This window comes from Prevotella sp. E9-3, from assembly GCF_022024015.1.
Classification (GTDB): domain Bacteria; phylum Bacteroidota; class Bacteroidia; order Bacteroidales; family Bacteroidaceae; genus Prevotella.
Genome location: NZ_CP091786.1, coordinates 2259389 through 2284999 on the forward strand (window position 1 = coordinate 2259389; position 25611 = coordinate 2284999).

Consider the following 25611-nt stretch of genomic DNA (forward strand, 5'->3'; position numbering starts at 1 on the left):
TATGAAAGACGTTCTGAGATATCTAATAGATAACTGCATAGAGAATGAATCATGCTTGAAAACTTGTAAAGGAGAAATTTTCCTTTCAATGGATTATTGCCATATCATATTTGCACTAAAAGATGATGATCCATTACTGTTTGAAACCGACGATTCCTTTATTCGCATCGAAGATGTTGATGTAACGCTTATTGGCATTTCTTCTATAAAAAACATCTATATTCAATATGGATCTTATTTATATAGGGAAGATGGCAAAGATAAAATAAGTGAAATGATGCCATACACTTTTGTTGCTTATAAATTAATGGCTGTCATCGAATCAAAATTCCCCCAATCTGTAAATGACTATCATATAGGGGCATATTGCGTTGACGATTCTTGTAGCATGTGCGATGATGTTTGGGAATATGGCTTTACGCTCACCATCAATAAGGATTACTGGTCGAATATTGATTATTTCCAGCATTTAACTCGTGAAATAAAAAAGCTTTCTGGTATCAATTTACCTTCGTATTATTCATCAGATAATTGCATATCTGATGACTATGAAATAGGCATATTACCTTCAAATACTAAATGTAGACGACTTGGATACCTGAAATTGTTGCTTCAGATGCTTGAAGAACGTCCAAAGTCACCTGTTATCTCATTCTATACTACTTTTGAGAAATACGTGCAACCATATGCACGCCTTCTATTATCATACAAGAACAAAAAAGGAATTGTTGTTGAGACAAAAACAGGTAATTCTGCAAAACCATATATAGAATTAGCAGAGAACCTTGGGTTGATACACAAGACGTCTGCTTATTATGAATTGGGGAAAATGGGCAAAGCATATTTAGCCATAAATAAAGCAATTTGCATAAGTAATGAAAACCCATTCCTCTTGTCTAAGTTTGACAAGTCGTTCTTCCTTGAACAAATATTGAAGAATGATTTTCTATATATATATATTATTATGGAACTAATCTGCAGGGAAAGTTCGTCTTCATATAAAATGCTCAAACAGACTTTCCAGGAACATCTGCTACGTCGTATCACTGGATTACTTGACCAAAATGAGATTGTAGACTCATCAAAATTACTAAAACTAAAAGTAATAGAACGAAGAGTAAAAACATGGGATAAGCCAATGACTTATTTAGAGCATATTCTTATGCCTCGTATTAATTGGCTATATGACTTAGGCTTAATTGAGTATGCCAATAATAGTGCATTCTCTTTTACTCATAATGGGTTAAGATGTTTCTTAAATCTTTCCGTTTGGAATGATTTAGATATGCGATTGGTTGTAAATCCTATTAATTACCTTAATTCGTATTATATCAAGATTTTTGACTGTATAGATGATTGTGATGCAAAGCAATATACTTCTGTAATAGAGAAAACTCTTATTGACTATATAAATGACAGTTTTACCTTGTTTGAAACTATTGCTCCAAATAGGACTACCTTTTCATTAGCTTCAAATTATTGCAAGTATATGCTTATATTTCACAATCGAATATTATTAGACATTAGAGATCTCGAATTACTTTTGAATTATCAGTTAAGTAAGTATTATATTTTTAAATATCAAGCACAATATAAAGATGGTTACATCCAAAAGCGTTAACGACATGAATACATTAAAAAGTTACAAGCTAAAGTTAAATCCATTTCGTACTACACCAGCATCTAATCCCGAAGAGATAATTTGGGCAGGTTTTAATGATGTAAGGCAGAAGATGGAAAAACGCATTAAGCGAGCTATTCGAATTCCAAATTCAAGTTTGGTTCTTAACTGGGGCGAATATGGAAGTGGGAAGACTCATGCAGCAAAGTTTTTCCAAAAAACGGAAGTTCTTAATAATCTATCCGATGGGGCTCCGTTGCCATTCTCTTTCTTGTTGAATTTCCCTCAGGGGAAAGACCCTGTTAAAGAATTGTATGTTCAAGTCATAGATAAATTAGATATTGAGGAAATAAGAAGTAAGTTTCAAGATAGAGATTCTTTAGAGATTCTTCAGAATTGCACAGATAATATTTTGATTCGAAACATTCTTCGGCTTTTAGTTGATAATAGTGTTTCAACTACTCAAATGAAAGCATATTTATACGGAAATATCTCTATCAAATCTGATTTCATAAAAGAAAATGTGCAGCGAAAACTTGAATCGGATAATGACTATACAGAATTTCTCGCTGCCTTGTTCTCCTTTATGACCTATAAAAAGGAAGAATACTCTTGTGTCATTTTATGGATTGATGAGTTTGAAAGCATTGCAACATTAAACATTGCCAATGTGACAAAAATGAATAATTGTATTCGTACATTGATGGATAAAGCTCCCAATAATTTGCTCATTTTCCTAAATCTAACACAATCTGCAATGATGGATGTAGATGATTTAAGTGTCTTTCTACAAGAAGCTGTTAGGAGTAGAATTAAGGAAAAAATAGAATTACCGATTCCTGGGAAGTCCGAGGTTAAGAATTATCTTGAAGATTTGCTGAATAATTCTGTTTACAGAATAGGAGAGCCTAAGGGGTTTACACCATTTTCAGAGGAAGTAATTAATAGGATTATTGAAGATTTAGGTGAATCTGTTTCTTTAAGAAAATATAACGAGATTTTTTCCGCCTTACTCGAATATGCCATGTCTGATGGGAAAAGTATGATAGATAACGATTATTATCAGAGTATTAAAAGCGAAATTTTAGGTTAATAATGAATACGCCCATTGTCATAGATGCATGTACCTTGATAAATCTTCTTCGAATAGATGAAGATGACAATTTTCTATATAAACATCTTAAATCATTAGATGTTCATATTTCAGAGACAGTGTATAATGAAACCAAAACAAATATTTTTAAGAATGCCATAAGTGAAGCAGACGCAAAGAGGATAAAAACCATATTGCCGTTCTTCCCTATTGTGTTCAAATTGCATCAAGATGAAGAGATAAAGAAAGACATTGGAATTGAGTTTTATGAGCAAATACTCTCATATTCCGGACATACGAAGAAATTTAACGGTGAATTGATTTCGTCAGTTTTGGCATTGGTTTTAAGTCGTAGTGAGGATTCAAAAGTTAGTTTTATAACTGATGATTTCCCTGCAAAAAAAAGAGTTCTGTCAGTTCTTTGCAATTCAGCAAATAGGATTGATAGAAGATTCTATCGATTTACTTTTAATGCTACATTGGTCAAAGAGCGATTTTTCAAGCAAGAAACTGGAAAATGCATTGATAGATATAAGTGCAGAATATAACAGAATCCAAAATACGTTTGTAAAGAATATAGTAGAACTAAAAGAAAACTTCAAAAAAGGCAATGCAATTAGAAGAATTATTGAAGACATTGAGGATTCTTTCTATTATAGCAAAGATATAGTAAAATATGAAAAAAGTCTGAATGCTATTGAAGGTGTGAACGATAAAGCAATTAAAAAGTGTATATCAACCTTCCCTAATTTGTCAAAACAACCAGAATTAGCAAAAAAAGCGATGCATGTGCTACAAGAATTGAAAAGATTGGATATATATAAACTTGCCTAATATGCTTAAGGATGCTACATTTCCTCCTCATCGCCGATATAGGTCGCGAACAGAATGGGAGCCTATTGGCTTCTTCTCTGAAGCATTGTGTAATGCTACACAATTTGACATCAAGCTGGGATTCTTTTCTTCTTCTGCAATAAATATACTTTCGGATGGCTTTGCAACTTTCTTGTATAATGGCGGTAGAATGCGTATGGTCATTAACGATATTCTTTCCATGGATGACAAGCTGGCAATAATGGCGGGAGAGTCCGATGTGACTATACCTAATTTCGACTTGCAGAATCTTCAGGAAGTAAAGAATACACTGTCAGAGAGGGACAAGCATTTTTTTGAATGCCTTGCTTGGCTAATTAGGAATGAACGATTAGGATTAAGGATAGTCGTACCTAAAGACGGTGAAGGTATAGCTCATTCAAAATGTGGACTATTTGCGGATGGACTTAACCGAATTGCCTTTGATGGTTCATGCAATTTTTCTCGAACAGCATTAATATCGAATATCGAGAGTATTACGGCTTTTTGTGATTGGGACGGAAAGAGTGATGTCTTTAGAATTGATGATATAAGTGAAGATTTTGAACGAACTTTTTCTGGTCAAGACAACTCAGTGAATTATCTTAAAGCGGAAGAGGTAAAAGATTGTATAGTACGCAATTTTGAAGTAAAAGAAATTGGAGACCTATTAAATGAAGAAATAGAACTTATTTCAAAATGCCAAATAGACAATTTACCCCAAAGTGTACAAATTATTTTGGATAGAGCGAAGATAAAAGTAACCAGTCTTATAAAAAAGATAAATGAGCATCCTATCGTCTTGTCAAAAGATGAAGCAGAACCACGGTTCCCGTTTGATGAGCCTCGTGAGTATCAGAAGCAGGCTTATGAGAATTGGAAAGCAAATGGGCAGAAAGGCCTTTTTGCGATGGCAACGGGAACTGGAAAAACGCTTACGTCCCTAAATTGTCTATTGAATATATATAAGAAATTTCATTTCTATAAAGCATTGATATTGGTTCCAACAATTACTTTAGTTGACCAATGGGAGGAAGAATGTAATAGGTTTCATTTTAAGCATATTATTAAAGTTAGCTCCAAGAATCCAAATTGGAAATCAGAAGTTGATGCTATAAAATTGAAAGAAGATTTCAATGTAACAGATGAAGAGCCGTCATTTATAATCATTGCTACTTACGCTTCTTTTGCTCGTGAATCCATCTTCCATGAGTTGGTAAGTTTTAGCAAAAAGACTTGTAGGCAATTGTTGTTGATTGCCGACGAAGCTCATAATATGGGGGCAGGTAGAATATTGGATAGACTGGGAGGGGTGAAGTTCCTTCGCAGAATTGGACTTTCAGCTACTCCAAATCGACAATTTGATGACACTGGAAATCATGCAATCATGGATTTCTTTGGCTGCCATGATGGATATACCTTCGAGTATGACATGCAAGAGGCGATTGATAATGGATTCTTATGTCGTTATCGCTATTATCCTCATCTTGTTAGGCTCGATGATTTTGAAATGGCTGAGTATATGCAAATATCACTTCAATTGGCAAAATTCTTCAATACTGACAGTGAGAGTTTCCCAATGTCTGATGATATTTTGATGAGGCTACTTTTAAAAAGAAAACGCATTATCCATAAGGCAAAAAACAAAGAAGTCATCTTCCGTGAGATTATTCATAATCGTTATGCGGAAAAGGGCAATCTGAAATATACTTTGGTATATGTACCAGAAGGAGCCAAGCCTGATGACAACACATCGGATATGTTCGATACTACGGAAACGATAGTCGATGATGATTATTCAGACAGCCTCATCGATGTTTATACCCAGATTGTTCAAGATGTGAGCAAAACCACAACGGTCAAAAAGTTTACTTCTGCTGTGAAAGGAAGAAATGAAATACTTGACAAATATGCTAATGGAGAAATTGAAGTGCTTACCTCTATGAAATGTTTGGATGAAGGCGTTGATGTACCACGTAGTGAAATGGCTATCTTCTGCGCAAGTACAGGAAATCCACGCCAATTTATTCAAAGGAGAGGTCGTATCTTACGAAAACATCCAGATAAACATTTGGCAGTGATACACGATTTGGTTGTTGCTCCAGAAATCGGATCAGGGCTAGAGAACTATAATATGGAACGGAGTTTATTGAAGGGTGAGTTAAAAAGGGTTCGCGATTTTGCTGTAATGTCTGAAAACGCGGATTATGCATATACTGAATTAGAAGAGATTTTGTCATACTATAATTTACCTTTATTCTAAAAATATGGCTTATATTACAAATAACGAAAAGATGCTTCAAGCGGTGCTGCTTGATGAAAGACTAATGAAGTTTGGCGGGTATTCGCCAGCCGACATAGGTAATATCTATCAGGCATTAGATTCTGACAATTATGTCATAAATGCTGTCGCTCAAATTATAAAGCGCACAAATGAAGGTGCGACGATGCAAGAGTTATGGAAAGAAATAAACACCTATTTATATAATAACGTATGATTATCAAGGAAATAAGAATAAAGAATTTCCGTAGTTATTATGGAGATAACAACCATTTCGAGTTTTCGGATGGTTTGACTTTGATACTGGGTGATAACGGGGATGGCAAAACGACCTTCTTTGAAGCCCTGCAATGGCTGTTTAATACAACCATTGACAGAGGGAGCATAGATAATGTCTCGGAAATGAGGAAATCGAAACTCGAAATCGGAGAATCGGACGAAGTCTCTGTTTACATGTCTTTTGAGCATGATGGCGAGAAAAGCGTGGAGAAGTCTTTCTCTGTTGAAAAAACGGGTAATGATGCTTACAAAGTTGGCAACATCAGTTATAGAGGATATGAAGCGAACGGGACAGAGCGCGAGGCTGTTAACGGGAAAGCCTTAATAGACCGCTGTTATGATGCTTTCATCCAACGATTCAGTATGTTCAAAGGTGAGTCGGAATTGGATGTGTTTGATAATTCTGCGGCACTAAAAGAGTTGGTCGACAAGTTTTCTGACATTCGTAAGTTTGATGTCCTTGTAGAGAATACAGCGAGGTTTGAAGAGAAGTCGAATGCTGCTTATACCAAAGAAATGAAGTCTGATGCAAAAGTTTCCAAAGAGGCCAATGAGTTAGATTTCAAGATAAAACGTGTTGGCGAAGATATTTCCAATATAAAGAGTGACATCAAAGACAAACAAACTTCATACGATGTGTTTTCAAATCGCTTAACTCAATTGGAGCAGAACCAAGAAACTTCTCAGCGTTACCGTGATATTCAGAACAGGTTAAAGACTCAAGAAGAGAAAGCTATACGGTTAAGAGGTCAGATAGGTAGTGTGGATTATAGCCACGCCCTGCTTGACAAAATGTGGATACTCTGTGCCTTTCCTTCTATCTTAAATGAGTTTCAGCAGAAATGTTCTGCACTTAGCAGAGAGAAAAGAAAGCAAGAACGCGATTTTGACAAGCAGCAGGCGGCGGCACTTGCGAAATTGGAGACCATCAAGGAGGTGCAGGGGGCGCTCATCAACGGTGCTACGGAACTTCCTTGGTATTTGCCTGACCAAGAGACGATGGAGGAAATGCTGCGCGACCATATATGTAAGGTATGTGGACGAACGGTGGAAGACAATTCAGAGGCTTATCATTTCATGGTGCATAAGATAGAGGAGTACAAGGCTCATGTGGAGGCAAAGCTAAAGCGGGAACAGGAAAAGCAGTCATTGGAGGAGCAGAGCCTGTTTAAGCATGACTACATTGAGGAATTGCATAGTTTCAGCATATCACTCAGTGGTAGTCAGGAGGCAAAAGTTTCTTCTATTGCCCGCGAGATAAAGGACCGTCTGGAATTGGTTGATCGCTTGAAGGAGGATTTAAAGGTAGTGGAAGGAAAAATTCAGGACATTGTAGATGAAAAGGCACGCCTGCTGATACAAGCCGGAAACGTTTCTGAGTCGCTGCTTGAAAGTCAGTATAACGACATCAAAGGATTGTTTGAACAGAAAAACCGTGCAGAGGTGAGGCTGACGGAACTGAACGGGGAACTGAAACTGAAGACGGAACAGTTGAAAGAATTGCAAGAAAGGCTTGACGCTCTGACCCCTGCCAGTTCGAAGGTGAAGACGCTGCGCGACGTACATCGTGCATTGGAGGAAATAGCTCGTGCTTTCCAGAATGCCAAGAAAGAAAATTTACGGAGATTCCTTGCTGAAATGGAGGAAAGGGCCAACCATTATGTGGCTGCTCTGAGTGCCAACGACTTCCACGGTGAGATAAGGCTGATACAGACGGCAGATGATTCAACGGAGATTCATCTGTTTAGCTCGAATGGCACAGAGATCAAGAAACCTTCTGGGTCTCAACGAACAGTGATGTATATATCGGTGCTCTTCGCCATCTCCGACTTTACGCAGCAGAAACGTGAAGAGGATTATCCGTTGATATTCGATGCGGCCACTTCATCGTTTGGCGACTCAAAGGAAGGCGAGTTCTATAACGTGATTAGCAATGTGAAGAAGCAGTGCATCATCGTGACCAAGGATTTTATCACTAAGGGAGAAGTGCGTAAGAATGATATTCAAAGACTGGAGTGTCCTGTATATCGTATAAAGAAAGCCAAAGGCTTCGACGTAAACAATATGGCAACCATTCGTACAATCGTAGAAAAACTGAAGTAGAGTATGGAATCATTATTTGACTTGTGGGGTAAGAGAGACCCTGAATGGGAAAAGAAATATCAGGACACAGTCCTCATTCCCTTTACTGATTACGGCAAAGGCGTTAACCAGTATCAAGATGTGCGCGGTAAGATTTTCGGACCAGGATATGAGATGTTCATCCTGGCTTTTTTCATCGGTCTGTACTATGACCAAACAAAGCCTTTGGTCGAGGACAAAGCTAAAAGGAAACATTTTGGCTGGCCAATATGCGAATGGGGCAGCAGAGAGGCACGACTTGGGCGTACTAAATATTCCGACCTCCAGCGGTATATCTTCGCTGCCCTTGTTGCAAGAACAGACATAGACTTCATAGCATTTGACAAAGGCGACATCACACCTCGCAAGGCCGTGGATATGCTTGTTGACAAGATGGAGCAATATGCCAACTTCGGTTTCGACTATATGCAAGAGAAACTTGAGGATAATCCTAATTACTTCTTCAAAGAGACCGCATTCCTGAGAGTTTTTCTTGGATTCTTGAATAAAGAGAACGAGGAAGAAGATATTGATGATGTGCCAGAATCGTTGGACTAAGCGGATAACAAAAGCGGTATGCGTGGCATTTATTTCCGCCAAGCCTACCAGATTCATATGGCCGATGACCTGTTGCGCTACACCTCCCTGTCCGTGGCTGATGTTGCCCACCGCAGCGGCCTCGGCTCGCGCACCAACCTCTATTTCGCCTACAAGCGCGACTTCAAGTGTTCCCCAACGGAACTGCGCGAGCAATTGCAAAGGCAGGGGGATGAGGATACGTATAAAATTGAATAATAAATATAGCGATGAGAATATACCAATATACCAATATAGAGGCATTGGCCTATATCTTAAAGAATAGGACAATAAGATTTAACCGTTTGGATAGAGTTGATGATGTTGAAGAAGGTAACGCGGAATCTAAGGGCGTACAATTTTGTAAATATGTTTTCGTGTCCTGCTGGACGGAGAGCGAAGAAGAAAACATTCCTTTATGGAAAATGTATGGCGGTGATGAAGGTGGTGTGAGGATTGGGTTAGAGAAAAAAATGTTTAAAGAATATCCTATATCTAATATGGAACTTGGTTGGGGTAAGGCACAGGGATATATAGTATCAAAAATTCCGCCACAAGACCTAAACAAACCAAATTACTTCTTTTTACCAATTATGGATTACGATAACGATTTGTTTTATCGCCATATAAGGTATGTCGAAGATGTTTATTCTTACACGAAAGATGCATTTAAAATCACTAATGTTAAGGGGGATAGAGGAAACGTACAAATAGATTATAAACCATTTGGATATTACAAGCATAAAAGGTGGGAATTTCAAAATGAGTCAAGATTTGTTTTATATGCCTTTCCATACAATCCTTTAATTGAAGGGGCAAACCCAGAAATCTCGACAATTGCGACACATAGTTATTTGCAAAACAAACCACTTCCTTTCGATGACTATTATATGCATTTGAAAGATGAAGTCATCCATGATATAGAAATAACATTGAGCCCATCGGCTACAGATGCTCAACGAATCATTGTGGAATGTCTGGCAGAGAAGTATGCCACCAAAGCCCATATAAAAGAAAGCAGTTTGGGGAAATTGATAAGGCTTAAGTAAAATAACGGAAATAGGGATGGGCATCACAAGTTTAACGGGGTATGTAATCATGCACAGCGGTTCTCTTTCTATAACAGGGAGGAGAAGAGCATTGGATTTATGAACTATGAGATGATGGATATTGGATATGAATATTAACAGGTCATCAACAGGAAACACAAAGGTGTTAGAAGAGATTACCCTGAAGACAAGGGAACTTCGGGAAATGCTATCTACTATTGACAAGAGAACAGCAATTCCGGCATTCCTCATGTTACAGTATTGCTCACTAATGACTTCTGAATACAAGTTTGACACATTGCTGTCAACAGTGATGCAGACAGGGTATGTTATCCGACTGCTTTTATCCTCAAAAGGAAATTGCGAAATATCTACAAGCGAAATAGAGGATATTAGTTCCCTGTTGAATGAGATTCAGCGTTTATATGGAAAAATTCACGATGGCAATGACCTATTAACAAAGGATATTCTAACGGAGAATCAGAAGAAAGCATTGATAGCACAAGCTTGCTTTGCCAGCAAATTCTATAACACAGAGTTACTCTATCAAGAACAAGAGCTTGACCGCATAGAAAGAGTCTTTGGCCCATTTGAAAAACAAATTATTGAACATGAGGGATTTTCAATAGAACAAGTTATCAACTTTTACATTGACACGAATAGGATTGCATTTGCAAAAGCAGAGATGGGATTCAAACGGATAGTAAATGGGGAGCCTCCATCTGCTCATTCAATTAGTCTTGTAACAGAAAACTATGACGAACAGTTCTTTATGCCACTTTCTCTGCATGAAACTTATCAGTTTTCGAGCTCAGATTACACCTTGATAGACTCGGCATTGGCAGAAGAATTGCTTAACAAGTTCTCTGTTTCCATCAACTCTGACTTTCAAGACCAAGAATTGGTGTATTATTGCCAGTATGATAATCCGTTGATGAAAAAGCCTCTTATTATGTTCCCTAATGGGAAATTCATGTTGTTTTATAATATACAATTGGCTGTCGCTATCTATCACTATTTGGAAGAGTTGACTTACATTAAGGGGGAATCCCTGTCACGTTCTAAATCCAAAGCTATTGAGAGCAAAACTTGTGAATTAGTAAGCATGTTAGACAAAGACGGACTGTTATTTTGCAATTATGCCATTTCTCCACATGGAGATGAAAAAGATGTTTTGTTTATTTCCAAGGACAAGGTTTTCATTATAGAATGTAAATCGAATAAACTACGGAAATACTCACGAGATAAGGAGAAATCTTATCATATCATTAAACAGCAATTTGAGAAATCTATTTTAGAAGGTTATGAGCAAGCAACCGAAGTGCTTAATGTTTTAAAGTCTCAGCATACAGTTTTAATTTACGAAAAAGACTCAGACACGGTAATGTGGAAGGTGGATACCACTCAGTTTAAAGAACTTCACATTGTAATTGTAACCCAAGAGAGATATTCGCTTATACAAAACAATCCTTCACTGCTTTTAGCTCAGGATATTGAAGTTGTTCCCTCCTGTTTCTGCATTGATGACTTAGAAACGATATTGTTGACTTTCAGTAGGATGTGTAATCCCATAAAAGATTTCTGTGAATATCTTTCAGTCAAAGAAAAGTTATCGTCGCGATTAATCTACGAAGATGAACTTGATTTAGCAGGGAAGTTCCTTTTGGAACGGTCTAGTGTGATACAATGTTTACAAGATAACCACCTGTATACAATTGACAATTCGTATAGTAATTTCTTTGATATTATGTACAATCAATTTAGTCTTGGGTTTGAAAAAGAACTAAATATACTTGGGAAACTACATGTTTCGGAACAAGGTATAGAAATGTATAAAGAATGTAAACGTATAGGCTTGAAGTTTTGGCCTGAGATGGAAAAATTCTGCGAAAGCATTTTGAATGAACAGTCTAAGACTAAAGTCGAAGAATTTGATTAATTTTGCAAACGAGATAAGAGATGATGAACATAAAGGAAACATTCAATAATCTGCGCTACCATCACGAGAATGAGGTGGTGGAGTTCAAAAAGGCGGAGAACAGCTTCAGTTTCGACGAACTGGGTAAGTATTTCTCAGCACTGAGCAATGAGGCTAATCTGAGGAATAAGGACTTTGCTTGGTTGGTGTTTGGTGTGCATGACAAGACGCGCGAGATACTGGGTACGTCGTACAAGAACGGCATGAAGAGCCTGCAGAAGTTGAAGTATGACTTGTCGCAGCATACCACAGACGGTAACACCTTCAGGGACATTTTCGAACTGGAGATTGAAGGGAAGCGGGTGCTGATGTTCCAGATACCTGCTGCGCCTCGCGGTATTCCGATGGCTTGGCAGGGACACTTCTATGCCCGACGGGGTGAGAGTTTGGTGGCTCTTGACATGAGCAAGTATGAGGAGATACGCAGGCAGACGGTGAATGAAGATTGGACTGCCGAGGTTGTTGTAGATGCCACAATAGATGACCTTGACAAAGAGGCTATAGCTAAGGCTCGCGAAGGTTACAAACAGCGTTATCCAACGCTTGCAAAAGAATGTGATGGCTGGGAAGACAAGGTGTTTCTTGACAAGGCAGGACTGACAATCGACGGAAAAGTGACACGTACAACACTGTTACTGGTGGGCAAGGAAACGTCTGCTCACAAACTGCATCACATAGCTCAGATTGTATGGAAGTGTTTTCAAGATGGACAGGTGTTTGGCGACATTTATACCATCCCGTTTGTCCTCACGACAACTGAATTGCTCGGCAGAATACGCAACTATCGCTTCAAAATTTATCCTAAAGATTCGCTGATACCAGCAGAGGTGTGGAAGTATGATACGCAGAGTATACTCGAAGGTATGCACAACTCGATAGCCCACCAACAATATGAGAAGAATGCCAGAATTATTGTGACTGAGAATATGGATTCATTGAAGTTTCAGAATGATGGAAACTTCTATGAAGGGGACTACAAAGAGTATATCACTGGTGAGAAGACTCCTAAGAGCTATCGCAATCCTGCACTCGTGAAGGCCATGGTGAACATCAGAATGATAGATACGCAGGGTTATGGTATCCATAAGATGTACCAGAGTCAGAAAGACCGCTATCTGCCAATGCCAGACTATGACCTGTCAACTGCGGATGAGGTCATTCTCAATCTGCCTGGCACCATCATCGATGAGAACTACAGTCTAATGCTGCTTGCCAATCAGGACATGTCGCTGATGGATGCGGTGTTACTGGACCAGGTTCAGAAAGGAAAGCCTATAAATGACAATGCCATAAAGAAACTGAGGAAGGAGGGACTGATAGAAGGTAGGAAACCTCACTTGTATGTTTCAAAGCAGGTCGCAAAGGCGACTAATACCCAGGTGGAATATACTTTGAAAAAGGGGTTCAACGACGCAGAATGTCAGGAATGGATTATGAAAGCCTTGAACGACCACAAGGTTTTAAGCAGGAAACAGATTAACGAATTGCTTTGGAACAAGCTGCCTGTAGATTTCACCGAAGAGCAAAAGATGGCGAAGATAAAGAACCTGCTTTACAAGATGCATAAGAACGATGAAATCTGGCTTGACGAAGACAGAATGTGGCATCGAAAAGAATCTTAGACGAATTTAGACGAATTTAGACGAGCTTAGACGAAAATTTAGACGAGTTTAGACGGGGAATTAAAGCGAGATTTACGTGACTTTTAAGCAAGATTTTAAGCGAGAATCTTCTGAATCCCCTTTATTTAGGGAATTCCTCGATTAGAAAATTTACGTGGCGTTAAGCAAGATTTAGACGAGCATAGACGAGAATTTAGACGGGATTAGACGAAATCTAAGACGAAAAAGAAGTGGAGAAGGAACCTTAGCCTACTCCACCTCTTACGAATCAGGGGGGGGACAGGAACTTTGATTCACGCTAAGGAGTTGTATCAGTTGAGCTGTCCCTGAGATTCATTGGCTGCGTCCAACTATTGTATTTAGCAGATTTCTGAAGATTACGCCTTAAAATACGTGTCACCGTCACGCCTAATGACCAGTCTTACAGAACGTTAAGAGTGACGGTGACACTAAATTTTCTATAATTGCATTTCGAAAGGGAATACGAAGAGCTCTGACTCTTTTCTTTCCGCGATTTTATACAATAATCCCTGGCCTGCAAAGCAAGTCAGGGATTTACTATTTAACAAGATGAACTGTTTACGAGACCTCAATAGCCTTGGTGACTTTCTTCTTCGGTTCGGTCTTCGGTATGGTGATGGTCAGGATGCCGTCCTCCACCTTGGCAGAAATCTGGTCTTTCACCACATCGTCTGGCAGCACGTAGTTCTGTTCGTAGTTTGAGTAGCTGAACTCACGGCGCAGATAGTGATGGTGCTTGTCCTCATGCTTGTGTTCCTGTTTGTCCTCAATGGCGATGGTGAGGTTGCCCTCGTCATTGATGCCTACGCGGCAATATTCTTTCTTGATGCCTGGAGCTGCAAGTTCCATCGTGTAGGCCTTCTCACTCTCCTTGACATTGACTGCGGGTGCTGTACTATTGGCACGAGGCATGAAATCAGTGTTAAAGAAATCATCAAACATTGTTGGGAACCAACCATTGCTTTTCATTAATCCGTTCAACATAATCAATACCTCCTAATTATACTTTTAGTTTAACTTGTTTGTTCTTGACCTTTCGGTCGAGTCTGCTTTCGCTCGGAAGATTCAAAGCGAGCTTTGATCTTCTCTCGCTTAATCGCAGCCTTGATCGCCTCTGCTCATTCCCGAGCAAGCTCGCCTACCCGTGGCCTTTTGCTTCGGCTTTCACTAACAGATAAGCAAAGTACATGCCTATAGAAAGAATCCGTGCAAGAATGACAATCGCTGAAGTCAAACTGGCACGGAATTTAAACTCGCTTAAACTATACTGACAATTTATTAAACTCGTTTAAACATTCTTCCTTACTTTCCTATACTTCGCCTTGACAATTTCGTAGGAGTTTCGTGTAAGCTCCTTCAGCAGTTCATCAGGAGCCGTAGCGGGATTGATGCCTATCCAGTGTTTGGGTGATTCGTTGTACGGGTTCCCGATACACTCATACTGTGCCTTAAGATCTTCAATGCGTTCTGGCTGGCATTTCAGCGAGATAACGGAGAAATCATTGCAATCGAAGAATGAGAACATGTGGCCTGAGACGTAAAACACCAATACGCCCTCTCCGCTCTTAAACTTCTGGAATGGTAGCTTCTCTTCTATGTCATTGCCTAATGACAGGCAATACTCGCGATAGGACGATTGGTGCTCACCATCGTCTTCTATGTTCATTTCGGCTTAGCATTTCGATAATCGGCAATGGGGGCTATCTGTAGCGGATGACGGTCAGTAATCTCGTAAGTCAGCCCCTGCTGATGCAGCTCGTCGAGGAATGTATCAAGATAGACATCGGTCGTAAACCGCTGCATGAAACTGATGCAGAAAACGCCTGCGGCGGCACTGACTTCTACCACTATCATAAAGGCGGAGTCAGTCTCTGTTCGCATCTCCTTGACATATCGTTCGGCAGCCCCTAGATGTGCCTTCCCTACATAGCTGAACACGCACGAAGCGTACTGCAGACACAGTTGGTTGATTGGAGCGGAGGCCTGATAGCGGGCTTGAAGCGTGGGCAGCTGTTCCACCCTTTCCATCCGGTCTTGGGTCTGCCAGAAATAGTCTTGCAGATTGTCTGGATAAGTCTGATCGGCTATTAATCTGCGGAAAGCTGCTACCTGAGTTTCAAAGTCCGCCTGCTGCATATCTTGTCCCAGTGGCAGGAATAGTCCGCCAACTTGTGAATGGTGTGCCGCAGTGGTCCCGAGCGCCTTTCTTAAATCAACTGCTACGATAACGGTTGGCGTCAGAGGCGCACTCTCTGGATGCAGACGGGCGATGGCTCTTGCCAAAAGCAGGGTTAGGAAAGAAGTTGGTGTGGCACCGCAAGCGCGCACACGTTTCATTATCTGCTCCTCAGAGATACGTATCTGAATCACTTCCTTCTTATCAGCAAGGGGTACGATGGCATCGGTAGCCAGATTGATAACCTTAGGAAATTCTGGTAGCTGCTGCGGATGGATGCTCGCAGGTCTTGGCAGCGTGGCAGGATCAGTCCATTCTGCCTCGTCGATGATGTCACCTGTCTTCCAGACTCCTGTAGGGTCTAATTCACTATCGTAGCGTCGCAGGCAGTATTCATAGAGCAATGTCCGGAGGATGCGATAGGCGGCAGTCCCGTCGATGAGCGCATGAAAGAAATCTAATGCCACGCAATCGTCCCACCATGAAAAAGCCATCAGATGTTCGTTGGCTTCTTCACTGCACAAGCATACCGGCTGGCGGCTACCAGTGACTTTCCAAGGCCGTGGATTGTCATGATAGACATAGTGCTCGCTGCCGTCAGCATCGCGTTCGACACCAAGTTTGACACACAAGTAGGGGTATCTCGTCTGTGCTGCAGCAACTGCTTCTTCGAGCAGAAGTCCATCCACATGATCCTTCATCTGAAGAACGATGCGCACTGTCATAGGGTACTCGTCATCAGCCTTATTCAAGTCGACACGCTCAATATATAATCTTTTCATCTGTCGGTTTAGATTTGTCAAAGTCTATTTACTCTGTTTGAACAGCCAGTCGCGAACTGCGGCAATCTTATATCCATAGTCGAAGGATGCCATGTGCTCCATACCCTTGCCCGATTCGGGGAGTACGCTTCCTGCCTCCCAACGGATGAAGTTGATATTGCCGTCACGGGCAATCAGTTTTTCTGCCAACTTCTCTTGTTCCGCAGACGGCAATTTTGCACTCCAAGATGCAGAGTCAACCCTTGCATTATTCTCCTTCAGCACCTTCGCCAGGTCTCTCATGCCGTCGGAAGCCTTTTGGTCGCCACCAGCCACGATGTAGAAGAAATGCTTCTTGCCAAAGTCCTGCATTTTCGAGGTGTCCCACTGACTGCTAACAAACAATGAGGCCGCAAAAAGATCGGGATATGTGATGTTGAAGTAGAACGACATCATGCCACCCATTGACTGTCCTGTGGTGTATAGACGGTTGGTATCTACATTGTATTCCTTGCAGAGGGTCTGAAGCAGTCGAATGGTCATTTCTACCTCGTCAGTGGTGCTCCAATCATCCTGCACAGCCCAGTCCGTGTATTGGGGAACCAATACGAACGATGGATGCTCTTTCTGATCCCTGTCTGAGGCGAACTCCAACGCTCCATAGCCCTGAGTGAGCGGAGCCGTCACCTCCTTACCGGCAGTGCTGGCATCGGCCATGAAGAGTAACAAAGGGAGTTTCTGACCTGCCTCTGCACCTTCGGGAATCAGCAGATTATACTCCATCGTCTTGCCTGTCTTGGCATCCTCGAAGGTGAGCTGTCTGAACTTCTTCAGTGTCTCGTTCTTCAAGGCAACAAACGTGCTGTCAGAATCCTTGTTAACACTCATACCGCCACCCATGTGCGGCCCTCTTTCTCCGCCTTTCTTCTGGGCACAGGCAGTCAGGCACATGAGTCCTACTGCCAGCATAAACATTACTTTCTTCATATTCTTAATCCCTGCATTATAGCCGTCCCTTATCAAGGGACTCTAAACTGCCAAGACCTTGTTACTTAAACAATTTTGCAAAATTAGTCATTTCTGATAAATTTCGGAGATAAATCCGTAACTTTATGCCTGAATTAGGATGATCTATGAATAAACGGGAGCACGAATGGGCAATTGGCATGATCAGCGACAAGGACACCCTGCACACTCACATTGCCAACTATGCTGCCCGCTGGGCAAACGTAATCAAGCTCCACTAAGAAATTTGTCACATAACTATTTGCTCCACGCCTTCGGAGAAAGCCACGTATCGGCTGATGCCTTGTGTAGTCAGCTGGGGATAATCGCGGTTGAAGCGGACAAGCGTGGTGTCTGGAAACTGTGCGGCCATCTGCTCGAAGGGGAAGCGGATGATGACGGGCGTGTTGAAGCCCACGCCAAATTCTAAGAGCAGGAGCCGCCGGTCGGATGCCGTGCGCACGAAATCGCTGTAACGTTGGGCTTGCTGGTGCCAGTGGCTATCCTCCACGAAAGTGTCGTCACAGCGGAGATTCATGCTGACGGGCTGGCCGTCGGGGGTATGGGGAATCAGTTCCGTGGGTATGCGGCAGTCATGGATGGCTGGCAGCGCACGTTCCACCCACTCCTGATTATTATACAGTTCCTTGGGCGCACCTGATGCTGGCTGGAAATAGCAGTAGTCGCCCTGCGTGGCAAAGATGCGATCAGTGTCAAATCCAGCCATTTCGAACTGACCGTCAACATTGGTGGTGATAACGAAATAATCTTTACCGTCCACCATCTTCAGTAGTTTCTTGTATAGCGGCAATGCCCCTGTCCGATAGCGGCTGAACCAGATGTGCTTTGCCCACATGGCCCAGCGTTCTTCTTCTGTTTCAAAAGGAAAGAATGACGAAGAATAGAGGTCGGCTATGCCATAGCGGTCAATCCACTCGCGGAACTCCCTGCGGAAGTCCTCACCAGCATAGTCAAGTCCGGCAGCGGCAGACAAGCCGGAGCCTGCCCCAATCAGGATATAGTCAGCATTGGCAATCTGCTCTTTAAGCCATTGGGCACGCTCCGAGAAGCTGCTCATAGATGTCACGGTCTTTGTCGAGGAAAACATTGAATACAATCGTTTTAAGTGAATGTCGGGGGTATGACTTGATAGTCTCAATGGCAATTTCTGCTGCTCGCTGGTTGGGGAAGTGGAATACGCCCGTGGAGATGCAGCAGAAGGCGATGCTCTCCAGTCCATTTTTCTCTGCAAGGTCAAGACTGCTGCGATAGCAAGCTGCCAACTGATCTTCCTGTTCCTTGGTGGGAATGCCGTCGGGAATAATCGGGCCAACGGTATGGATTACATGCTTGGCAGGCAAGTTGTACCCTTTGGTGATGAAGGCATTGCCAGTAGCCAGAAGCCGCCCCTGCATGGTGTCGTTACATTCCTTGCGAAGTTGAATTCCTGCAGCAGAGTGGATGCAGTTATCTATGCAGTTGTGGAGCGGTGCCCAGCACCCTAAAGCCTGTGCATTGGCCGCATTGACGATGGCATCCACCTTCAGACGAGTGATGTCACCCTGCCAGAGAAGGATGTCTGAGGTCTGAGGTGTGATGTCTGAGATTTCCACAACGCCTTTGTCCTCGCACTGCATCTGAAGTTCGGCATCCTGCATTTTCAGAAAGTCTTCGCTGATAGGTCTTGGCTCCCACACGTTGACTTCGTCTTCGTTTGTCGCGACTCGGCCTTCCAAGCAAGCTTGAATGCTCTCGCTGCTCCAAACGTTGACTTCGTCTTCGTTTGTCGCGACTCGGCCTTCCAAGCAAGCTTGAATGCTCTCGCTGCTCCAAACGTTCATCAATGCCCGCATCATCCTTTGCCGCTCTTCGAGTGTAGAAGGAATCCGATGGCTGACATGCTCGTCAGCCATCAGATACATAATGATGTTCTTTAGATTCTCCAGCCTGTCCATTGCCATTACCTTTTTTGAATATATACTAAGTTATTTGTTTTTGAATCGCTCACCGACAAAGCCGTTACTGACTTCACCCGTCATCAGGTCGAAATGCTTGAATACAGGCGGTGTTGGAGACAGGTCGTAATAGTCCATCTCTGCTATTGGCAAACAGAAATATTCCATCTGGTCATAGCTCGTATAAAGACGGGGCAATACAGGGTTGTTGTCGTATATCCATCGTTTCACATCATCCTCTACATTGAAGTTTACCATGCCAGAGCATCTGACGGATATATTATCTGCGTATGCCAGTATCTCAACATTGGGATTCTGGCGTAACTCCCGATAGACAGCCTTCTGTGCAGAAGTGGCAAAGTAGAGCACATGCCCTTCCTGCTTCATAATCTGGAAGATGCGCAACTTAGGAAGATTGCCCTCGCTGGTGGCAAGGGCGATCTCTTTGTGGTCTTTCAGGAACTGAATTGCTTTGTCGAACATCTCGCTTACCATTTCAGTTCTTCCTGCAGGATTACACCATCAGTCATGGGACTGTCAGCCTCGGTGAAGGCATTGGCTTTGTACTGGATGCAGAGCATCGTCAGGTTCTCGCTGCCGGTGTTCTTCAGTGCACGCTTGCCATCGGGAGCAACGCGGATAATGGTGCCTTCGCTGACTGGAAAAATCTCACCGTCCACTTGATACTGACCTTCACCCTTCAGGATAATGTAAAGTTCCTCGTGAGTCTTGTGAGTGTGCAGGAAACCGCTGTCCTGACCAGGCACCAGCGTCTGGAAACTCAGTTCGCTGCCCGTAGCACCCACGGCCTGCCCGGCAAACACCTTGCCTTGAATCGTCACACCAGGACCCATCGGCAGCACATGCTCGATAATCTCGTCCATCTTACCTACGCTTACTGCGCTGAAATTCTTACCACTCTTAATTGTTTCAATCTGTTTCATAATGCTTATCTGTTTAAATTGTTACTTGTTTCTTGTTTGCGAGTGCAAAGGTACGGTAAGTTTTTCATTCCCACAAGAAGGCACTTTTTGGTGAGATAGTTACCAAAAAGTAGGAATTGTGATGTTATCGGACTTCTGCGAAAGTGAAATTAACTCAGATTAACTAAGTGTAATTTGGTAATTCGGTAACTATTGGTTACCTTTGCGCTCTAATAAGTATATTATGGCAGATATCAAAGCAGAGTATTTAGCCTGTCCTATCAGGCAAGTAGTGAGTCGTTTTGGTGATAAGTGGTCCATGCTGGTGCTCTATATGCTTCACACTAGCGAGACGGGTGTATTGCGCTTCAATGAGATCCGCCGTCTGATGACGGATTGTTCTCAGAAGATGCTCTCGCAGACGCTGAAGAACCTGGAGCAGAGTCACCTTGTTCATCGTGAGGTCTATCCGGAGGTTCCACCCCGAGTGGAGTATTCCCTGACAGACACAGGCAAATCGCTGATGCCTGCACTTACGGCTCTGATAGCCTGGGGAAAGGAGCATTTCTCTGAAGTGGTAACAGATTAACATTGGAACCATTAATGACTTTTGTCATCGATATGGAGATATCTGATTTCAAAAGATTCAAATAAAGATTTTAATGAGATAAATAAATTCGTTTAAATGAAATATGGAAATCCTTCATGATTTTGGATGGACAGACACTTTCGACATGGGCGATATTTCCATGTCTCGCTACACGGAAATGTTAGGCGCATTCTGGGTTCCTGTGTTTGGACAGCTGAATACGATGCACTGGGGATTCAGGCTTGTCAGATAATGTTCATGTCTAAAGGGGATTTCAATCAAGTAAATTCCAATTTTCAGAGTATTACATAACTTAAATAAAGCATGAGGCAATAATAGAAATGAAAATAGAGAAATTCACGAATGATGACTTTGCTAAAGCAGCACCACTGGCTGCTGGTGCATGGGGCGATTTTTATGCCGACGAACGGCAGTGGTTTATCGATGCAGTGGCAGAGTATATCCTTCGCTATAACTATAGCAATCCCTCGCTTGCCTTGAAGGCCGTGGGCGATGATGGCGTGATTCATGGGGTGCTGTTTGCCAACTTCCATGACGACAAGGCAGATGTCAGCCAATGGCGCGAGAACATTGAGTCACAGATGACCGACCATGAGCTTGAACGTTTCCGTCTATTGGCCGACTATATGCTGGAGGTTGACGGAAAAACGGTGCAGTGCATGAGTGACGGCGAAGTGAAACTATCGCTCTTCATCAGCAATCAGAAAGGCTGTGGGAAACTGTTGCTGCAGGAAATGATGGATGAGTTCCTACACAGAGACCTGAGGCATCTATACCTTTGGACCGACACCAGTTGCACCCACGAATACTACCCACAACATGGTTTCACACTGGTAGGTCAGTTCCTCAGCGAGGTCTATGACTCCTACGCTCCTGGCTATACCACGTATATCTATAAGAAGGGCATATCATCAGAGAGCAAATGGAAGAATGGCTGGCGTTATAATAATCAACCTGTTCTCAAAAATGGAGACGCATTAGATAAATCCGAATTTACGGTAAGAATTGATGAAGCACCTGACTAACATAATAGATATAGAGCAGACCATAACGGATAACGGCATATGTCTGTTCTACATCAAGGCTCCAGATTGTGGAGTCTGCAATGTCATGCTTGATAAAGTGATGAGGTTGGCAGACCTGTTCCCGTCCCTGACTTCTTTCTATACAGATATCACCGAAGAACCTTTGATTGCAGGTAGATTCCTAGTCTATTCAGGCCCTACGGTATTGCTTCTGATGGATGGCAAGGAAGTATATCGTGGATCTCAGTTCATTGACTTGGAAGAACTTGAATACAACATTAACCGATTGCTTAAGCTTTCAGAACAATGACTGACTTCGATACTATCTGGCGCACTCAGGACGAAGAAACAGAATCGGTTCTTGCATAAATAGCCGCAAAATAGCCGCAAACAAAAAATCGAAAATGTTTCCGAAGTTCTTTTATATATACTTAAAAAGATTTGTAGCGCACTAAAACAACAGGGCCTTCCTCCACCGAAGAAAGCCCTGTCTGAAATAACCAAAATTTATTTCAGCTTGTTATACACTTCGTCTGTTACTGGTTCCAGCCACTCGTTAGATTCCTCCCCGCCTGTTTTGACGTGGGTGGTGTAGTGCTGGAACCATGAGTCCTTCTGTGCACCATGCCAATGCTTCACACCCTCTGGGATGTCGATAACTACACCAGGATGGAGAGCGATAGGAGCTTTGCCCCATTCCTGATACCAGCCCTTACCTGAAACACAGATCAGGACCTGATGAGCCCCATGATGGATGTGCCAATTGTTGCGGCAACCAGGCTCAAAGGTAACGTTGACAATGGGCATTACGGTTGTCTCTTTTTCGCCAAGGTTTGCGGGGTTTATTGGAGCAACAAAGCTATCGCCAATAAAATACTGAGCGTAGTTCACGTTGGCCACGCCCTTGGGGAATTTGCTATGTAGGGTATACCCCTCATTATCTAACCATGCACAGAGCTCATCTACGAGTTCCTGACTATTTCCCATGTTGACGGCTCCCTGCTTATGGGCAGCCAACTGCGGAGCAACGCCTTCGAGCCCACTCAAAGCGGCAACGGTCACTATCTCGCGGTCGGCATGCGAGAGCTGGTCGCTGGCAAAGATATCACCAAAGAGATGCGACTTCAGATAGTAGTCATCCTGTGGGCAGAAGTCGTAATTGAATGGACGGCCTGAAAGCTGCGTCTGGTTCTTTGTACCCAGTTCGTATGCCTTCTTGGCATCGTCCCACTCGGCAGGGCGCGTCCAAGGCTTGCCTTCCTGCCATGAGGACTGTCTGGAGGCTTTGCCTTCCAACACCTTATTCAGAACGCCTAATGCATTCAGCGAGCGTGGAAAGCCCGTGTAGGCATAGAGCTGCGAGAAGGCCTCTTTCAGTTCGTTGATGGTTACACCATTGTCAAGAGCCATACATACGGCAGGCTCCAAACGTTCCATATTCCCCTGTGCCATTAGGCAGGCACATGCTGCCAATCCCTTTTGACGCTCGGTCAGCCTCTGCGCTTCTAATGTATTCATCATCAGTAATGCAAATAAAAATGTTACTATTCTTTTCATTGTTATTATTTAACTATTTCCTTACCATCTGCAACAAACATCCTGCGTATCGGAGCCTGAATTTACTGAAGTCTCTTGAAAATCTTGGTCATCGTCTCGCGATTGAGCGGTGTGAGGTCTTGTAGCTTCAGCGATTTCACCATGTGGAGCGTTCCCTGCTTGTATTTCTGGAAGTGAGCGGTCTGAATGTGGTGCTGATAAGCCTGCTGAGATGCGTAGATTTCGAGAATTCTTATTTTAGTATTGTCCTCTTTCAGCTTATTGGGGAAGAGACAGAGTACACTAGGCTCTTCAGTCAGGCTCTTCTGCTGAATCTCTGTTGCAGCAGCCAAATAGGCTTCGAGGTGCTCAGGATAGATCTCGATTTCGGCAATGCGAACGAGAAGGTCCCCACTCCCTTGCCCATCCCTGTGATGAAGGGGAGCGGATTGTGGCTGGAGGAGGCTTCTTGCATTCTTCCACAATATCATCTCCTTGTATGGTGCAAGGTCGGGCTCTTCAGTCAGATACTGCTGCATGCGCTTTAGGCTCTGCGTGAGCACCTGCGGGGCGACGTAGGGATAGTCGGAACCGTAAAGCAGATGGTCGGGTGTGGTGATGGTGAGCAGCGTGCGGATAACCTCTGGGCTATGGGCACCAGAGAGGTCGTAATAGAGGGCTGCAAGGTTTGCCTCCCAGTCGATGTTGCCCACAAGACGATTCGCCTGCATCACTGGGGTGAGCGATTTCATGCGTGGAACCATCAGCGGCAAATAGGCTCCGCAATGCGGCACTACCACTTTTATATGATTATAGCGAGCCAGCACATTGCGACTTATCATATTGCTGACGGCACGAGTGGTCTCAGAGAGATATTCCTGCATGGCGAGTGGCGTCTGCTGCATCACCTGACGGTTGACGGGCTCAGGACGATGGGGATGCAGGATGACGACGGCCTTGCGTTCATTGAGGAACGAGAAAAGCGTGTCGAGCTCTGGGTCACCAAGATACTGACCGCCTACATTTGTTGCCAGTTTGATGCCGTCGGCCTTCAGCACATCGAGTGCATATTTCGCCTCTTCAACGGCTTTCTTGACATCAGGCAGTGGCAGGGCTGCACAGAAAAGGAACCGTCCAGGGTGTTCGCGCTTAATACGGGCGGCAGCTTCATTAGTTTGTCTTACCACATCTGCCGATGTTGGCTGCGGGGCTGCCAAAGTCAGAACCGAAGTCTGCACACCAGTCTCGTCCATCCACTTCAGATGATTCTCCACGTTGTATCTAGGCAAGGGGAATCCCTCATCCATCTGTCGCCCCTCACTTTCGAGTGCAGACACAAAATCAGGAGTGATGATGTGCGAGTGCACATCGATCACGCCCTGAGCCATTGTTGCTGTAGCAATCATCGTTGCAAGTATAATTGTTCTAATCCTTTTCATCATAAGTCTATTCGCTCCCCTCTCCAATCGGAGAGGGGCTGGATTCTCTTTTTAGTGAAGGCGGAGCCTTGGCAAAGTGCATCTCTTCGGCAAGCAGAAGGGCCTGCCCCACGAGGGAGGCTCACAAAATGTATAATGCTATGGCGGCACAGGCTTCGGCATCGGCCAGCGCGTGGTGATGGTTCTGCAGGTCGTAGCCACAGGCGGCTGCAACGGTGTGGAGCTGATGGTTGGGCAGCGAACGGCCAAACTGTCGGCGTGAGGCAGCAAGGGTGTCGTAGAAGCGATAATCGGGATAGTCCATCTGATACACCTTGAAAGCCGCCTTCAGGCATCCTTCGTCAAAGCGGGCATTATGGGCCACAAAAGGCAGGGTGGCTATCTGGAATCTTATATCATCGCAAGCCTGTTCAGAGAAAAAAGCATCGGCAATGCGTTGCTCCAGTTGTTCCCAAACCTTTGAAAACACAGGTGCATTATCAGTATCGCATTGGCTCAGTCCGTGCACCTGCTGGCACCAGTAATTGTAGTAGTTCGGCTCAGGCTGAATCAAGCTGTAGAACCTGTCAACCACCTGACCATTACGCACCATGACGACGCCTACAGAGCAGACACTGGAGGGCTGCTGATTGGCCGTCTCAAAATCTATGGCAATGAAGTCGCGGATCATTTCTTCTTTAGAATATCA

The 25611-nt window shown here is 43.1% G+C and carries 26 protein-coding genes; 15 read left to right on the plus strand and 11 right to left on the minus strand.

Features of this window, described 5'->3' with window-relative positions:
• Nucleotide 1 precedes the first annotated feature (1 nt).
• The 11 genes from L6475_RS08565 to L6475_RS08615 all read left to right on the plus strand — a co-directional run bounded on the left by L6475_RS08565 (nucleotide 2) and on the right by L6475_RS08615 (nucleotide 13472).
• Nucleotides 2–1621 carry a hypothetical protein gene (locus L6475_RS08565; RefSeq protein ID WP_237819038.1) on the plus strand — a complete coding sequence of 540 codons (1620 nt, stop codon included), beginning with the start codon at nucleotides 2–4 and terminating at the stop codon, nucleotides 1619–1621.
• A gap of 4 nt (nucleotides 1622–1625) precedes the next feature.
• Entirely contained in the window at nucleotides 1626–2714 is a 1089-nt protein-coding gene (locus L6475_RS08570) for a hypothetical protein (protein WP_237819040.1), read from the plus strand.
• 384 nt (nucleotides 2715–3098) lie between these two features.
• Nucleotides 3099–3548 (plus strand): hypothetical protein, encoded by a 450-nt coding sequence (locus L6475_RS08575; RefSeq protein ID WP_237819042.1) that lies wholly within the window; start codon nucleotides 3099–3101, stop codon nucleotides 3546–3548.
• A gap of 1 nt (nucleotide 3549) precedes the next feature.
• Complete coding sequence (locus L6475_RS08580; protein ID WP_237819044.1) at nucleotides 3550–5829, plus strand: DEAD/DEAH box helicase family protein; 2280 nt, start codon at nucleotides 3550–3552, stop codon at nucleotides 5827–5829.
• 4 nt (nucleotides 5830–5833) lie between these two features.
• Nucleotides 5834–6064 carry a hypothetical protein gene (locus L6475_RS08585; RefSeq protein ID WP_237819046.1) on the plus strand — a complete coding sequence of 77 codons (231 nt, stop codon included), beginning with the start codon at nucleotides 5834–5836 and terminating at the stop codon, nucleotides 6062–6064.
• Nucleotides 6061–8229, plus strand: coding sequence for an AAA family ATPase (locus L6475_RS08590; protein WP_237819048.1), 2169 nt, complete (start codon nucleotides 6061–6063; stop codon nucleotides 8227–8229). The genes L6475_RS08585 and L6475_RS08590 overlap by 4 nt, the downstream gene beginning before the upstream one ends.
• 3 nt (nucleotides 8230–8232) lie before the next feature.
• Nucleotides 8233–8805: a glycoside hydrolase family 15 gene (locus tag L6475_RS08595; protein WP_237819050.1), complete on the plus strand. Its 573-nt coding sequence runs from the start codon at nucleotides 8233–8235 to the stop codon at nucleotides 8803–8805.
• 18 nt (nucleotides 8806–8823) lie between these two features.
• Nucleotides 8824–9042 (plus strand): helix-turn-helix domain-containing protein, encoded by a 219-nt coding sequence (locus L6475_RS08600; protein ID WP_237819052.1) that lies wholly within the window; start codon nucleotides 8824–8826, stop codon nucleotides 9040–9042.
• Nucleotides 9043–9053: 11 nt separating this feature from the next.
• Nucleotides 9054–9872: a DUF2971 domain-containing protein gene (locus L6475_RS08605; RefSeq protein ID WP_237819055.1), complete on the plus strand. Its 819-nt coding sequence runs from the start codon at nucleotides 9054–9056 to the stop codon at nucleotides 9870–9872.
• 127 nt (nucleotides 9873–9999) lie between these two features.
• Entirely contained in the window at nucleotides 10000–11811 is a 1812-nt protein-coding gene (locus tag L6475_RS08610) for a nuclease-related domain-containing protein (protein ID WP_237819057.1), read from the plus strand.
• Between the two features lie 20 nt (nucleotides 11812–11831).
• Nucleotides 11832–13472, plus strand: a complete 1641-nt coding sequence (locus tag L6475_RS08615; protein WP_237819059.1) for an RNA-binding domain-containing protein — start codon at nucleotides 11832–11834, stop codon at nucleotides 13470–13472.
• Between the two features lie 579 nt (nucleotides 13473–14051).
• Here L6475_RS08615 and L6475_RS08620 read toward each other — a convergent pair.
• The 8 genes from L6475_RS08620 to L6475_RS08655 form a co-directional block, all read right to left on the minus strand.
• A complete protein-coding gene (locus L6475_RS08620) occupies nucleotides 14052–14477 on the minus strand; it encodes an Hsp20/alpha crystallin family protein (RefSeq protein WP_237819061.1) in 426 nt (141 codons plus the stop codon).
• Between the two features lie 304 nt (nucleotides 14478–14781).
• The gene (locus L6475_RS08625; protein WP_237819063.1) at nucleotides 14782–15159 is read right to left on the minus strand and encodes an MmcQ/YjbR family DNA-binding protein; all 378 of its coding nucleotides are present in this window, start codon (nucleotides 15157–15159) and stop codon (nucleotides 14782–14784) included.
• Nucleotides 15156–16451, minus strand: coding sequence for a hypothetical protein (locus tag L6475_RS08630; protein ID WP_237819064.1), 1296 nt, complete (start codon nucleotides 16449–16451; stop codon nucleotides 15156–15158). The genes L6475_RS08625 and L6475_RS08630 overlap by 4 nt, the downstream gene beginning before the upstream one ends.
• A gap of 24 nt (nucleotides 16452–16475) precedes the next feature.
• Entirely contained in the window at nucleotides 16476–17417 is a 942-nt protein-coding gene (locus L6475_RS08635) for an alpha/beta hydrolase-fold protein (protein ID WP_237819066.1), read from the minus strand.
• 268 nt (nucleotides 17418–17685) lie between these two features.
• Entirely contained in the window at nucleotides 17686–18513 is an 828-nt protein-coding gene (locus L6475_RS08640; protein WP_237819068.1) for a Sir2 silent information regulator family NAD-dependent deacetylase, read from the minus strand.
• Complete coding sequence (locus tag L6475_RS08645) at nucleotides 18479–19396, minus strand: protein-ADP-ribose hydrolase (protein ID WP_237819070.1); 918 nt, start codon at nucleotides 19394–19396, stop codon at nucleotides 18479–18481. The genes L6475_RS08640 and L6475_RS08645 overlap by 35 nt, the downstream gene beginning before the upstream one ends.
• A gap of 24 nt (nucleotides 19397–19420) precedes the next feature.
• A complete protein-coding gene (locus tag L6475_RS08650; protein WP_237819072.1) occupies nucleotides 19421–19885 on the minus strand; it encodes a pyridoxamine 5'-phosphate oxidase family protein in 465 nt (154 codons plus the stop codon).
• Nucleotides 19879–20334 carry a cupin domain-containing protein gene (locus L6475_RS08655; RefSeq protein ID WP_237819074.1) on the minus strand — a complete coding sequence of 152 codons (456 nt, stop codon included), beginning with the start codon at nucleotides 20332–20334 and terminating at the stop codon, nucleotides 19879–19881. The genes L6475_RS08650 and L6475_RS08655 overlap by 7 nt, the downstream gene beginning before the upstream one ends.
• Before the next feature lie 223 nt (nucleotides 20335–20557).
• Between L6475_RS08655 and L6475_RS08660 the strand changes: the two genes are divergently transcribed.
• From L6475_RS08660 to L6475_RS08675, 4 genes are all read left to right on the plus strand, one after another.
• Nucleotides 20558–20902 (plus strand): helix-turn-helix domain-containing protein, encoded by a 345-nt coding sequence (locus L6475_RS08660; RefSeq protein WP_237819076.1) that lies wholly within the window; start codon nucleotides 20558–20560, stop codon nucleotides 20900–20902.
• 103 nt (nucleotides 20903–21005) lie between these two features.
• Complete coding sequence (locus tag L6475_RS08665) at nucleotides 21006–21155, plus strand: hypothetical protein (RefSeq protein ID WP_237819078.1); 150 nt, start codon at nucleotides 21006–21008, stop codon at nucleotides 21153–21155.
• Between the two features lie 88 nt (nucleotides 21156–21243).
• Nucleotides 21244–21948, plus strand: a complete 705-nt coding sequence (locus tag L6475_RS08670) for a hypothetical protein (protein WP_237819080.1) — start codon at nucleotides 21244–21246, stop codon at nucleotides 21946–21948.
• On the plus strand, nucleotides 21932–22258 hold the full coding sequence (locus tag L6475_RS08675) for a co-chaperone YbbN (protein WP_237819081.1): 327 nt from the start codon (nucleotides 21932–21934) through the stop codon (nucleotides 22256–22258). Before L6475_RS08670 ends, L6475_RS08675 begins: the two co-directional genes overlap by 17 nt.
• A gap of 197 nt (nucleotides 22259–22455) precedes the next feature.
• Here the strand turns inward: L6475_RS08675 and L6475_RS08680 are convergent, their stop codons facing one another.
• The 3 genes from L6475_RS08680 to L6475_RS08690 form a co-directional block, all read right to left on the minus strand.
• The gene (locus L6475_RS08680) at nucleotides 22456–23505 is read right to left on the minus strand and encodes a carboxymuconolactone decarboxylase family protein (protein WP_237819084.1); all 1050 of its coding nucleotides are present in this window, start codon (nucleotides 23503–23505) and stop codon (nucleotides 22456–22458) included.
• Nucleotides 23506–23567: 62 nt separating this feature from the next.
• Nucleotides 23568–24926: an amidohydrolase family protein gene (locus tag L6475_RS08685; protein ID WP_237819086.1), complete on the minus strand. Its 1359-nt coding sequence runs from the start codon at nucleotides 24924–24926 to the stop codon at nucleotides 23568–23570.
• A gap of 118 nt (nucleotides 24927–25044) precedes the next feature.
• Nucleotides 25045–25590, minus strand: coding sequence for a 3'-5' exoribonuclease domain-containing protein (locus L6475_RS08690; RefSeq protein WP_237824110.1), 546 nt, complete (start codon nucleotides 25588–25590; stop codon nucleotides 25045–25047).
• Between the last annotated feature and the right edge of the window lie 21 nt (nucleotides 25591–25611).